Source organism: Paenibacillus guangzhouensis (assembly GCF_009363075.1).
In the GTDB taxonomy this organism is placed as follows: Bacteria; Bacillota; Bacilli; order Paenibacillales; family Paenibacillaceae; genus Paenibacillus_K; species Paenibacillus_K guangzhouensis.
The window spans coordinates 4,002,788-4,014,567 of sequence record NZ_CP045293.1 but is presented as its reverse complement, the minus strand read 5'-3'; the positions used below and the strand labels follow the sequence as shown (position 1 = coordinate 4,014,567).

13 protein-coding genes are annotated in these 11,780 nt (G+C 47.8%); 11 read left to right on the top strand and 2 right to left on the bottom strand.

Features of this window, described 5'->3' with window-relative positions:
• Positions 1 to 56: 56 nt before the first annotated feature.
• Positions 57 to 404, bottom strand: coding sequence for a phage holin family protein (locus GCU39_RS18005; RefSeq protein WP_152394784.1), 348 nt, complete (start codon positions 402 to 404; stop codon positions 57 to 59).
• Positions 405 to 556: 152 nt separating this feature from the next.
• On the opposite strand from GCU39_RS18005, the gene GCU39_RS18000 reads away from it, so the two are divergent.
• The 9 genes from GCU39_RS18000 to GCU39_RS17960 all read left to right on the top strand — a co-directional run bounded on the left by GCU39_RS18000 (position 557) and on the right by GCU39_RS17960 (position 7,977).
• Positions 557 to 2,920, top strand: coding sequence for an endonuclease MutS2 (locus GCU39_RS18000; RefSeq protein WP_152394783.1), 2,364 nt, complete (start codon positions 557 to 559; stop codon positions 2,918 to 2,920).
• Positions 2,921 to 2,964: 44 nt separating this feature from the next.
• The gene (locus GCU39_RS17995) at positions 2,965 to 3,384 is read left to right on the top strand and encodes a DUF350 domain-containing protein (protein ID WP_152394782.1); all 420 of its coding nucleotides are present in this window, start codon (positions 2,965 to 2,967) and stop codon (positions 3,382 to 3,384) included.
• A 141-nt stretch (positions 3,385 to 3,525) separates the two neighbouring features.
• Positions 3,526 to 3,948 carry a hypothetical protein gene (locus tag GCU39_RS17990; protein ID WP_152394781.1) on the top strand — a complete coding sequence of 141 codons (423 nt, stop codon included), beginning with the start codon at positions 3,526 to 3,528 and terminating at the stop codon, positions 3,946 to 3,948.
• A gap of 19 nt (positions 3,949 to 3,967) precedes the next feature.
• Positions 3,968 to 4,885 (top strand): cysteine synthase A, encoded by a 918-nt coding sequence (gene cysK / locus GCU39_RS17985; RefSeq protein WP_152394780.1) that lies wholly within the window; start codon positions 3,968 to 3,970, stop codon positions 4,883 to 4,885.
• A 188-nt stretch (positions 4,886 to 5,073) separates the two neighbouring features.
• Positions 5,074 to 5,310 (top strand): hypothetical protein, encoded by a 237-nt coding sequence (locus GCU39_RS17980; protein ID WP_227793255.1) that lies wholly within the window; start codon positions 5,074 to 5,076, stop codon positions 5,308 to 5,310.
• A gap of 27 nt (positions 5,311 to 5,337) precedes the next feature.
• Complete coding sequence (locus GCU39_RS17975) at positions 5,338 to 5,751, top strand: spore coat protein (RefSeq protein ID WP_227793254.1); 414 nt, start codon at positions 5,338 to 5,340, stop codon at positions 5,749 to 5,751.
• 181 nt (positions 5,752 to 5,932) lie between these two features.
• Complete coding sequence (locus GCU39_RS17970; RefSeq protein ID WP_227793253.1) at positions 5,933 to 6,424, top strand: Lrp/AsnC family transcriptional regulator; 492 nt, start codon at positions 5,933 to 5,935, stop codon at positions 6,422 to 6,424.
• Between the two features lie 18 nt (positions 6,425 to 6,442).
• Positions 6,443 to 7,642, top strand: coding sequence for an aminotransferase class I/II-fold pyridoxal phosphate-dependent enzyme (locus GCU39_RS17965; protein ID WP_193726535.1), 1,200 nt, complete (start codon positions 6,443 to 6,445; stop codon positions 7,640 to 7,642).
• Between the two features lie 122 nt (positions 7,643 to 7,764).
• A complete protein-coding gene (locus GCU39_RS17960) occupies positions 7,765 to 7,977 on the top strand; it encodes an aspartyl-phosphate phosphatase Spo0E family protein (protein ID WP_227793252.1) in 213 nt (70 codons plus the stop codon).
• A 16-nt stretch (positions 7,978 to 7,993) separates the two neighbouring features.
• On the opposite strand, the gene GCU39_RS17955 is transcribed toward GCU39_RS17960, so the two are convergent.
• Positions 7,994 to 9,010, bottom strand: a complete 1,017-nt coding sequence (locus GCU39_RS17955; RefSeq protein WP_152394778.1) for a M23 family metallopeptidase — start codon at positions 9,008 to 9,010, stop codon at positions 7,994 to 7,996.
• 191 nt (positions 9,011 to 9,201) lie between these two features.
• On the opposite strand from GCU39_RS17955, the gene GCU39_RS17950 reads away from it, so the two are divergent.
• A complete protein-coding gene (locus GCU39_RS17950; RefSeq protein WP_152394777.1) occupies positions 9,202 to 9,915 on the top strand; it encodes a response regulator transcription factor in 714 nt (237 codons plus the stop codon).
• Entirely contained in the window at positions 9,905 to 11,698 is a 1,794-nt protein-coding gene (locus tag GCU39_RS17945) for a sensor histidine kinase (protein ID WP_152394776.1), read from the top strand. Before GCU39_RS17950 ends, GCU39_RS17945 begins: the two co-directional genes overlap by 11 nt.
• The last annotated feature ends 82 nt before the right edge of the window (positions 11,699 to 11,780 follow it).

The window sequence follows — 11,780 nt, the reverse complement described above, 5'->3', positions numbered from 1 at the left end:
ACAACCGCTCTTTTTGTGATATATGGTGCGATGGTTGATTTATCGAACGTGCAGGATCATTTCGCGGCTTCGTATGGGGTAGAGACCGGAATGAATAGATCGATCAGTCCGATCACAAGCGCACCGAGAATCGCACCGATGACGGATACGGACACACCGCCGATGAAGAATTGAGCAACCCAAATGACAAGCGCACTGGTTAAGAAACCAACTATACCGCGGCCAAATGGCGTTACCTTTGTGCCGAAGATGCTCTCGATAATCCATCCAATGATGGCAATCGCAAGGGCAAGGAACAATGCGCTCCAGAATCCTCCAATTTTAAAGGCAGGGACGATCCAGCTGACGACGAGTAGTACAAGCGCCGAGACGATAAATCGAACAACGTGGCCAAGAAAATTCATGTGAATCCTCCTTTAATTTAATCATTACAACGGGTTCAACGATTATTTTACCCTTCTTGGCGAACATTATGAGTACAGGTGAAAAAAAGCCCGAACATGGCTTTACGTGCGCGGTTCGGCTATAATAACATCGAGAGGAGCTGAATTGCTCAGTGGATAAGAAAATATTTAGAACGATGGAATATGAGAAGATTTTACATAGATTAGCTAGCCATGCTTCGACGAGTATTGGGAAAGAAATGGCGGAATCACTGCAACCTGTATCTTCTCTAAATGATGTGAAGCGGCTCTTACAGGCAACAGATGAAGCGTACACCATCGATCGACTCAAAGGAAGCGCGCCATTCGGGGGCATTGTAGATATACGCAGCAGTTTAAGACGCGCGCATATCGGGGGCATGCTGAATGCACATGAACTCCTTGATATTGCGAACACGATCTTCGGCGGAAGAAGAGTGAAGCGCTTCATTGAACAGGTGCATGATGACGAGCCGGTACCGCTCATCCATGACCTGAGTCAGTTGATCACAGATCAGAAGCCGCTTGAAGATTCAATCAAAGCTTGTATCGACGATCAAGCGGATGTTATGGATCAAGCGAGTGCCGAGCTTGCACTCATTCGCAGGGAGTTGCGCAATGGCGAGGTTCGAATTCGTGAGAAATTAGAACAGATGATTCGTTCGTCTTCCGTATCGAAGATGCTGCAAGATCAATTGATTACCATCCGGAATGATCGATTCGTTATTCCCGTGAAGAGCGAATATCGTTCGCATTTCGGTGGTATCGTACATGACCAATCGAGTTCGGGGGCTACGATGTTCATTGAGCCCGAATCGATTGTGGCTATGAATAATAAGCTTCGTGAGGCAAGATTGAAGGAAGAACGAGAAATCGAGAAAATTCTATATCGATTGTCATCCGAAGCGGGAGAACAGGAAGTTCTACTTCGGGCGGATGTCGAAATTATGGGAGACCTCGACTTCATGTTTGCCAAAGCTCGTCTTGCTCATGTCATGAAGGCCACCTTGCCGATGATGAATGATCGCGGCTTTATGAAGCTGCGTAAGGGGCGCCATCCGTTGATTGACTTGGATAAAGTCGTACCGATCGATCTGGAGCTCGGGAATTCGTTTACTTCAATTATCGTGACGGGGCCGAATACAGGTGGTAAGACCGTGTCGCTGAAGACGATTGGATTGCTAAGTCTCATGGCGATGTCGGGGTTGTTCATTCCAGCTGAAGACGGCAGTCAGATGTGTGTCTTCGATGCGATCTATGCCGATATTGGAGATGAGCAGAGTATTGAGCAGAGCCTCAGTACCTTCTCCAGCCATATGACGAATATTATTCGGATCCTGCAGCAAATGACGGAGAAGAGCTTGGTTCTCTTAGATGAGCTTGGAGCAGGTACGGACCCTGCCGAAGGATCGGCGCTTGCGATCTCGATCCTGGAGCATATTCATGCGAAAGGCTGCCGGATGGTTGCGACAACGCATTATAGTGAGCTCAAAGCTTATGCTTATGATCGTAAAGGCGTAATTAACGCCAGTATGGAATTTGATGTACAAACGCTCAGTCCAACGTATCGTCTCCTCGTGGGTGTGCCTGGACGAAGTAATGCATTTGCAATTGCGGAGCGGCTCGGATTATCGAATGAAATCATTGAACATGCACGCGGTAATGTCAAAGAAGAGGATATGCGCGTCGAGAGTATGATCGCTTCCCTCGAAGAGAATCGCTTAAGCGCAGAAGCGGAACGCGTCAGTGCCGAGCAGCTGCGTCGTGAGCTTGAGGCGCTCCGCAAGCAGCAAGAGAGCGAGCGGGAGCGGTTTGATGCGCAACGTGATAAGATGATTGCTAAGGCTGAAGAAGAAGCGCGTGAAGTGGTTAGCAAGGCGCGTCGTGAAGCCGAGACTATTATTGCAGATTTGCGTAAGCTCGCGATGGAGGAAGGCGCCTCGGTCAAGGAACACAAGCTGATTGCAGCGCGTCGCCAATTGGATGAAGCCGAACCTGCGCGCCGTACGCAAGCACCAAAACGTGCGAAGACCAAGCAGGCGAGACCGATCCAAGCGGGAGACGAAGTTATGGTCTACAGCTTGAATCAACGGGGGCATGTCGTCGAGATGGTAGGTACAGAAGCTGTTGTACAGCTTGGGATTATGAAGATGAAAGTTAGCTTGAACGATCTAGAAATGGTGCAGGCGGCTGCGACAGCCAAAGTGCAGCAGCAGCGTCATGTTACAAGTGTCAAACGGACACGGGATGACAATGTGCGTACGGAGCTCGACCTGCGGGGAGCGAACCTCGAAGAGGCGCTTATGGAAGTGGACCGATTCATTGATGAGGCTTTCTTATCGAATCTGGGTCAGATCTATATCATACACGGCAAAGGAACAGGCATTCTGCGCACGGGGATTCAAGAATACTTGCGTAAGCATCGTCACGTAAAGAGCTATCGCCTTGGTAACTATGGCGAAGGCGGATCTGGCGTGACAGTCGCTGAATTGTCTTAATGGAGATCTTTGCGGTGAATTGATGATGGGTGAGGAGGATCGGCATGGGGAATCAACTGGAGACGTTGCTCTTAAATCCTTATTTCTCAATGGTAGCTTATTTTTCAGTCGCTGTTCTTGCGCTGATCGTCTTCTTAGCTTGTTTTGAGCTGTTCACCAAATACCGGTGTTGGGAAGAAATTCGGCGTGGGAATGTGGCTGTCGCCATGGCAACGGGCGGCAAAATATTTGGTATATGCAATATTTTTCGCTCGAGTATTCAAGAGGCCAGGACGATTTATGAATCGCTCGCCTGGGCCTCCTTCGGATTCGTACTCTTAATCATTGCTTATTTCTTATTTGAGTTTTTGACGCCTGTGTTTCATATTGATGAGGAGATCGGCAAAGATAATCGGGCCGTAGGGCTTATTGCGATGATGATCTCGATCTCGTTGTCTTTTATTATTAGTGCAGGACTGTCTTAGAAGCTTGGATAGAGAAGGGGAATCGTTAAACGGATGAAATATTTATGGGGAACGTTGTTTGCGCTAGCACTCATCTTTGTTGTGATTGGTGTTATTTATTGGATAAACATATAGAACTTAAGAATCGTGAGGGAATAGACTATGGAACCAGTAATTTGTCCTTGGTGTGATACGGAGATTGTATGGGATGAGGAGATCGGCCCAGAGGAAGAATGTCCGCATTGCAATAATGAACTGAAAGGTTATCGTACGCTGCAGGTGCAGCTTGATGCCGTCACGGAAGATGACGAGCAGATGGGCCGTTATGAAGAGACCGTTGAACAAGTCTTGGATCAGCAAGATGAAGTGCCTGAATGTATGTACTGTCGCGAATATATGGTGCTCGCCGGGAAGCAAGCAACGGCGCCTAACGCATTCCAGCCGAATATTCCTGAAGCCGTAGGGCAGCCATTTGTCGAAGCACCGTTCAACGTGAACATGTATGTGTGCACAGGATGCTTCCAAGTGACTTATGTCTTATCGGGCGAAGATCGCCAGAAGATGATTAACCGACTTAGCCGCTAAGGGAGAGAGAGGACTGCGTATGCCACGTGTCGTGCAGCATATTACGGATTTGATCGGAGATACGCCGGTTGTTCAACTCATGCGAATGGTGACAGATCAGCACGCGGACGTATTCGTGAAGCTGGAGATGTTCAATCCGAGCGGAAGCGTAAAGGATCGGGCGGCGTATCAAATGATTGTCGATGCCGAACAAGTGGGTGTCCTGCAGCCAGGTGCGACCATTATCGAACCGACGAGCGGAAATACCGGTATTGGATTAGCCATGACAGCAGCGGCCAAAGGGTATCGCGCGATTCTCGTCATGCCTGACAACATGACGGCAGAGCGCATTAATCTGCTGCGAGCCTACGGTGCGGAAATCGTGCTTACGCCTGCCGCTGAGCGAATGCCTGGCGCACTGCGCAAAGCGAAGGAGCTTGCTCGCGAGATCGAGAACAGTTTTATTCCGAATCAGTTCGAGAATGGTTCGAATCCGGGGGCGCACCGTCACACGACAGCGCTCGAGATTATAAAACAGATGGAAGGTCGGTTGGATGCATTCGTCGCATCCGCTGGAACGGGCGGCACCATTACCGGTACTGGGGAGACGCTGCGAGAGCAATGGCCTGAACTGCACATTGCCGTCGTTGAACCGAAGGGATCTCCGGTCTTATCCGGCGGATCTCCAGGCCCGCATAAGCTGGTCGGTACAAGCCCGGGATTTATCCCATCGATTCTGAACACATCTGTGTATGATGAGATCGTTCAAGTTGCAGATGAGGATGCGCTTGAGACAACGAGACGGCTTGCTCGTCAAGAAGGCATACTCGTTGGTCCTTCATCGGGAGCGACCGTATGGGCCGCGCTTGCGCTCGCTGCAAAGCTGGGTCCAGGCAAACGCGTGCTTGCGGTGGCGCCGGATACGGGAGAACGTTATTTGAGTATGGATTTGTTCTAATGGAATCACATGATTAAGCCTCGTTATTGCGTCAATTGGCGTGAACGGGGCTTTTTGCATTGTCAGGCTAGGATGTGAACGATGTGGACATGAGCATTTTCCAGTTTTTAGCCGATACATAATTCCTCTCGGCTTAGTCCATTCTAAAGAAGAATGAGTACTGTGTCCCAACAAGGAGGAAATAAGCAATGCACAACATGATGCAACAACAGCCGATTTCCGGCAAAGAACTGGATTATATCTCCGATTCAATTACGAATGAGGATTTGCTGCTCAAGCAATGCGCCGTTGCTGCGAACAATTCGACGAATCCTGGTGTTAAGCAACTGTGCACTCAAATGGCGAAAGAGCATCACCACCATATGCAAATTTTGATCCAATCACTTCAGCAGCATCAGTCGATGGCGCCAAGCCAAATTCAGTAACGCACGCATATGAAGGAGGAATGACAAGTGTACACGCAGTATCAAGGACAAGGACAACATCATGGTGGCATTATGCAAGATAAAGATATGCTTCTAACGGTATTAACGGATTTAAAAAGAACAGTTTCGGAATATACGACGGCAACGACAGAAGCTTCTTGCCCAAATGTGCGCCAAATGTTCATGGAACTTCAGAATCACTCCATGCGGATGCAGGGGGAGCTCTACAATTTCATGCAGCAAAATCAGATGTATTCGAAGCCGGCTCCTGCACTAAAGCAATCCATCGATAAACAAATTCTACAAGCACAGCAAAAACATCAGCAGACGGATCAGTTCGTTCAGCAGCAAATGAGCGGCATGGGGCAGCCGATGCATTATCAATCGCATATGCATGGGGCTCAGCCACCGAGCAGCGGAAAGAACCCGTATTATATGTAATGAGTCAAGTACCGCTTCGAGAGGGAATGCAACGCCCGCTGGAGCGGTTTTTTTGTTTTTGGGTCCCCGCAAAGTATCTAGATAGCTTCTATGCAAAAACACCACTTTGTAGGTTTATTTTGTTTTGCATGAAGTTGGTATTCGTTGTAATATAGTTATTATGGTTTGGGAGGTCTGTGAAATGAACGCGCTAAAATTACAAATTCTAGACTTGTTAAAAGAAGATGCTCGACGGGATCCAGAGCTGCTCGCCACGCTGCTCGGAGTGAATGAAGCAGAAGTCAAAACGGCCATTGCGGAGCTTGAAGAAGATCATGTAATCGTCAAGTATGCGACCGTTGTGAACTGGAGCAAAGTAGAAGACGACAAAGTCACGGCGCTCATCGAAGTTCAGATTACACCTGAACGGGGACGCGGATTTGAAGGGATTGCGGAGCGGATCTATTTGTTCCCGCAAGTGAAATCAGTCTATCTCATGTCAGGCGCATATGATTTGCTCGTTGAGGTAGAAGGAAAGAACCTGAAGGAAGTGGCCAGCTTCGTGTCGGATAAATTATCACCGATTGATTCGGTGCTATCGACGAAGACGCATTTTATTCTCAAAAAATATAAGCAAGATGGAATTATATTCGAAGAGCATGAAGACGATCACCGTCTCATTATCTCACCGTAACGTAAAGGAAGAGTAGCCATGATCATAAAAGAGGAAGAACAAAATAAATCGATGTCATCGTATTTAGCTCCTGCTGTACGTGCGATTCCGCCATCGGGGATTCGGAAGTTTTTTGACTTGGCAGTAGGGAATAAGGATATTATCACATTAGGGGTAGGCGAGCCGGATTTCAGCACCCCATGGCATGTACGCGAAGCATGCGTATACTCCTTGGAGCGCGGCAAGACCAAATATACTTCTAATGCGGGAATTCCGGAGCTGCGTGAGGCGATTGGCCAATATTTGAATCATGAATTCCATGTTGAATATGACCCGGGAAATGAAATTCTCGTCACCGTCGGCGGAAGTGAAGCGATTGACTTGGCACTTCGTGCATTAATTGCGCCTGGAGATGAGATTCTCATTCCAGAGCCTTGCTATATTACGTATTCGCCGATTACTGCGATTGGTGGCGGCGTTCCTGTCGGAATTGAGACGTTCGCGAAGGATCAGTTCAAGTTAACTGCGGAATCACTTCGAGCTGCGATTACACCACGTTCCAAGGTGCTCATCCTGTGCTATCCGAGCAATCCAACGGGTGGAATCATGACGCGTGAGGATTGGTTGCCGATTGCGAAGATTGTAGAAGAGAACGATCTTATCGTGATCTCGGATGAAATCTATGCGGAATTGACTTATGACCAGAAGCATGTGAGCTTCGCATCACTGCCTGGGATGAAGGATCGTACGATTCTCGTAAGCGGGTTCTCTAAGGCGTTCGCGATGACAGGCTGGCGGATGGGATATGCGTGCGGTCATCCTGAGATTATTGCTGCGATGCTGAAAATCCATCAATATACGGTTATGTGTGCTCCAACCATGGGGCAAGTGGCTGCCCTGGAAGCCTTGACGAACGGGATGGAAGAGAAGGATCGCATGGTCGAATCCTATAACCAACGGAGAAGACTTGTGGTGAAGAGCTTCCGTGAGATCGGACTGGAATGTCATGAGCCGCAAGGCGCATTCTATGCGTTCCCGTCGATTCAATCGACAGGACTTTCATCGCAGGAATTTGCGACAAGATTGCTGATGGAAGCGAAAGTTGCCGCTGTTCCGGGGGATGTGTTCGGCCTTGGCGGTGAAGGATTCTTACGCTGCTCTTATGCGACATCCGTTTCCCAATTAAACGAAGCCTTTGACAGAATTGGTAACTTTCTCTTGAAACTGAGAAATTCATGAAAAATAATATACCAATAATAGGGAACTTTTGATATAATATAACATGAGTCTCACTTTTATTATGTTTTGATAGAATTTTTGCATAAGTCGTCTTTGAATTTGTACTCCGGGGAGGGATCGTATTGTATTCTGTAGAATATGATTTGCGCGACAAAGCGAGAGATTCATACTCGTCTGCGATTACTCTGGAGGACGAAATTCAATTTTTACGTCTCAAGATGGAAGAAATCGTATTGTTAGAGAAATCATTTACTTCTGATATCGTTATTCAAATTAGTAGTCTGCTAGATGTGAAGATTAACGAGTATATGCGAATTCGACCGCGAAAATCATAACAAATAAAGGCGCCGATTACGGCGCCTTTATTGTTGTTCCTTGTATATAGTCTTCGCTCTTCCTAAATTGAACTCGAATGGACTCGGATTGGAATAAATCTACGCCGTTCGACACTTGGAAATGGAGATGGGGTTCGCTTGAATTGCCAGAGTTGCCGCATAAGCCGAGCAAATCTCCCGTCTGCACCTGATCGCCGACCTTTACTTTGACAGATCCTTTCTTCAAATGGGCGTACATACTGTATTCGCCGTTTCCATGGTCGATGACAACATAGTTTCCGGAAGGTTCTTTTTCATTCATCGTTCCTACGGGTTCATTATCGGGGATCTGATTCTTCAATTCAATTACTTTGCCGGGAGCCGAAGCGAGTATAGGTTGACCGAAAGCATAATAGCTGGATAATTTCGTGGCATCGCCTTCATAGGAGCTGCCATTTTTTTGCTGCACGAAATCATAGGCATACCGCTGACTTGGATGTTCATAGTGGTAATTGACAAGGACATTCGTTCCGCCCCAGAAGGTGAACCAGTCTCCGTGGAATGGAAGCGCAAAGGTCGTAACCGATTTCTTCGCATCCGTCTCCGGGAAAGACTCTAACGGGAGTAGAAGCAGTCCGGATATACGTCCATCCGAATTGAATATGGCTTGAATCCCCTTCGCGCCTGACGGTTCGGTCCAGACGTACTTGCTAAACCCGTTAATCTTCATCGTTGATTGCAAGGAATAGGACTTGACGCCTTCATGAAAAGCGGAGAGTTGTTCCATGTCTTTCAGTGAGACCTTCTGCTGAAATTGTGAATCAAATTGTCCATGTACCATCTCAAGTTTCCCTTGAAGTAGGAGATCCGGCAGTTCTTCCGGTTGAAATGTCTTCGTATTCACAGCGTTCACCTCGGTAGAAGAAGTCGTTTGGTTTACGGATGGCGTATTCGTTGATATGTCGGTCGTGTTCCGCGCACAGGCTGACAAGGCTCCAACCATGGCGATGGCGCAGACGATTTGAAGCAGCCTGGATTTTGTGTTCATATGCATTCGTGTATTCGCTCCTTTATTCTTGATCGTATTTAATCATAATGGATGGAGTTTATCTCACGAATAACGCAAGCTTATCAGTACCTTAATCTTGTGCGTGAAAATTAAGGTTCTGTTAAGGATCAGAATCTACTCTCTGTATTCAAAAGATGTTAAGGTGATAGCAGTACAGAACGATTGGAGCTAGCTAGATGAATCAAGCCAAAATTTTGTTAGTTGATGATGAAGCATCCATCTTGAAGCTGCTAAAGACAGTATTAAATAAAGAAGGATTCCTCTATGTGGATACAGCCTCGACGGGGGAAGAGGCGATAGCGGCATGCGAGCGGGTGACTTATGATATGATCCTGCTGGATGTGATGCTGCCAGGACAGAGCGGATTTGATATCTGCCCTTGGATTAGGCAGACGACGGATGCGCCAATTCTATTCTTGACAGCACGAACGACGGATCTGGATAAATTAACGGGGTTTGCGCTTGGCGCAGATGATTATGTCACGAAGCCGTTCAATCCGCTGGAAGTCATTGCACGTGTAAAGGCGCAGCTAAGGCGTTATGCCAAGAATACGGACCTGGCACCTGAGCGGAAAACGAGCTTTTATGATTATGGTGGATTTCAACTAGATGCATATGCCGGCGAACTTTGGGTTCAAGGGGAACAGGTGGATTGCCCGGCGCAGGTCTTTCAACTGCTGTTATTTTTCTGTCAGCATCCGAACGGGATTTTCAACAAGCAGCAGCTGTATGAACGGGTATGGGGAGACCTGAGCATTAACGATGATAATACCGTGATGGTCCATATCCACCGGATTCGCGAGCGGATCGAGCCGAACCCGGCGGTGCCGAAATATTTGATTACGGTACGAGGACTAGGGTATAAGCTTGTACGGAGAAATGATGAATAAACGGAAGAGTGTGAACCGGCGGTTTATTTTCATATACATCAGGCAGTTATTGTTCGTAGGCATGCTGCTGCTCGCAATAATTCTCACGGTGATGTATGTGGCCTTCGATAAGTTGAATCAGTTGGAGCAGGAACGTGATTTTGCCAAATCAGGCCTGCCCATGCTCATGAACTCTCTATCTGAGAAAGATGGGAAGATCACATTTGATCCTGAACTATTAGATCAGGTGCGGGAGCAGGGCGGTTGGCTACAGTTGATGAATGATCGTGATCAGGTCATTGCTGAATTCGAGACACCGGACGATGTGCCGAGCGAATATCATTCTGGTGAATTAACGAGCTATTGGACGGGGGCTCGCCCATTTCCTTACGGGTTATATGTATGGATTCAAGAGAGGAACGGGAAGCTCTATACGCTGATTTATGGCGTTCAGAATCTGATTACCGAGATGAAGGAGGACTTGCTGCAATCTGCTCGATTTAAGAATGGCGAGGTTCAGATGACGAAGGAGCTAACCGCGCAAATCTCGCAACTATCGGCTTGGGTGCAGGTCCTTAATGGGAAGGGAACGGAAGTCGCCTCTTATAACAAACCGCCAGACGGACCCAGCCAATATGCTGTCCATGATATTATTTTACGAACGCAATATCCTGAACGATATGCTTCCCAGCTAGAATCCGTATACGATCCAGCGACAGGTTATACATGGTTATTGCATCTTCCGCTATCGCATAAAGATTCCAATGTGCCGCAGGATCCCTATCTGGCGATGATCTATATCTTCGTGATCAGTCTGTGTATCTTGCTCGTTATTATAATCATTCTGCTAGCGCTTCTGGCATTATGGTATGGACATCGATTCGGAACGCCAATTCTGCATATGATTGATTGGTTGCGGCACCTGGCAGAGGGACGGTTCATAGAGCCCGTGGATCGGAGAGGGAATACGAGGAGTATGAATCGTTCAGGACGGATGAAGCGAAGATTCAAGGCCTACGCCGAAATGATCGACTCATTGAACCATCTGACGGCGTCGCTGCAGAAGAACGAGCAGATCCGCAAGCAGTTGGAGACGACGCGCGAAGAATGGATTGCGGGGGTCTCGCATGATCTCAAGACGCCGTTATCATCAATTATGGGGTACGCGCATGTGCTTGAATCGAATGCGTATGAATGGCGACAAGAGGAGATCCAGGAGTTCGCGGGTATCATTCGGGAGAAGTCTATTCATATGGATGAGATGATTGACGATCTCAATCTTACGTATCGCCTGAACAATCATGCCGTACCGATGCAGCGCGTCGAGATCGAAATGAATGAATTTATCGGCAAAATGGTGCAGCAAATGCAGCAGCATCCACAGCACAACCATCAACCGATTCAATTCGTATCCGCCGATCAGCCTATCTACTATCCGGTTGATGTGAAATATTTTCGCCGAATTCTGGAGAATCTACTGGCCAATGCGCAGTCGCATAACCCGCCGGGTACGCCGATTCAAGTCATGGTAGAGACCGATCCAGAAGGAATATTCCGAATCCAAATTCAAGATCAGGGGCTCGGGATGGATGAGGCGACCGCTCAGCGGCTATTCGAACGTTACTATCGCGGGACACCGACGGAGAATCAACCCCAAGGGACTGGACTCGGCATGGCCATTGCGAGACAACTCGTTCTTGAGCATGATGGTCACATTAAGGTTCAGAGCCAGGTCGGAGTAGGGACGGCGATCTTGCTAAAATTCCGTCAGTCCGCATGTGGCGGACAAGGAAGCGGATCTTAGTCAAGCGATGAAGAGAAGACCTTCCAGGGTCTTCTTTTTTTGTCTTCCAAGTTTATGATATAGTGGGTGGTATAGATGCACA

What these genes read in the sequence shown, in the direction of transcription:
- GCU39_RS17990 (WP_152394781.1), top strand. Translation starts at nt 3,526, where the DNA reads ATGGAACCAGTAATTTGTCCTTGGTGTGATACGGAGATTGTATGGGAT.
- GCU39_RS17980 (WP_227793255.1), top strand. Translation starts at nt 5,074, where the DNA reads ATGCACAACATGATGCAACAACAGCCGATTTCCGGCAAAGAACTGGAT.
- cysK (WP_152394780.1), top strand. Translation starts at nt 3,968, where the DNA reads ATGCCACGTGTCGTGCAGCATATTACGGATTTGATCGGAGATACGCCG.
- GCU39_RS17945 (WP_152394776.1), top strand. Translation starts at nt 9,905, where the DNA reads ATGATGAATAAACGGAAGAGTGTGAACCGGCGGTTTATTTTCATATAC.
- GCU39_RS17955 (WP_152394778.1), bottom strand. Translation starts at nt 9,010, where the DNA reads ATGCATATGAACACAAAATCCAGGCTGCTTCAAATCGTCTGCGCCATC.
- GCU39_RS17965 (WP_193726535.1), top strand. Translation starts at nt 6,443, where the DNA reads ATGATCATAAAAGAGGAAGAACAAAATAAATCGATGTCATCGTATTTA.
- GCU39_RS17995 (WP_152394782.1), top strand. Translation starts at nt 2,965, where the DNA reads ATGGGGAATCAACTGGAGACGTTGCTCTTAAATCCTTATTTCTCAATG.
- GCU39_RS18005 (WP_152394784.1), bottom strand. Translation starts at nt 404, where the DNA reads ATGAATTTTCTTGGCCACGTTGTTCGATTTATCGTCTCGGCGCTTGTA.
- GCU39_RS17970 (WP_227793253.1), top strand. Translation starts at nt 5,933, where the DNA reads ATGAACGCGCTAAAATTACAAATTCTAGACTTGTTAAAAGAAGATGCT.
- GCU39_RS17950 (WP_152394777.1), top strand. Translation starts at nt 9,202, where the DNA reads ATGAATCAAGCCAAAATTTTGTTAGTTGATGATGAAGCATCCATCTTG.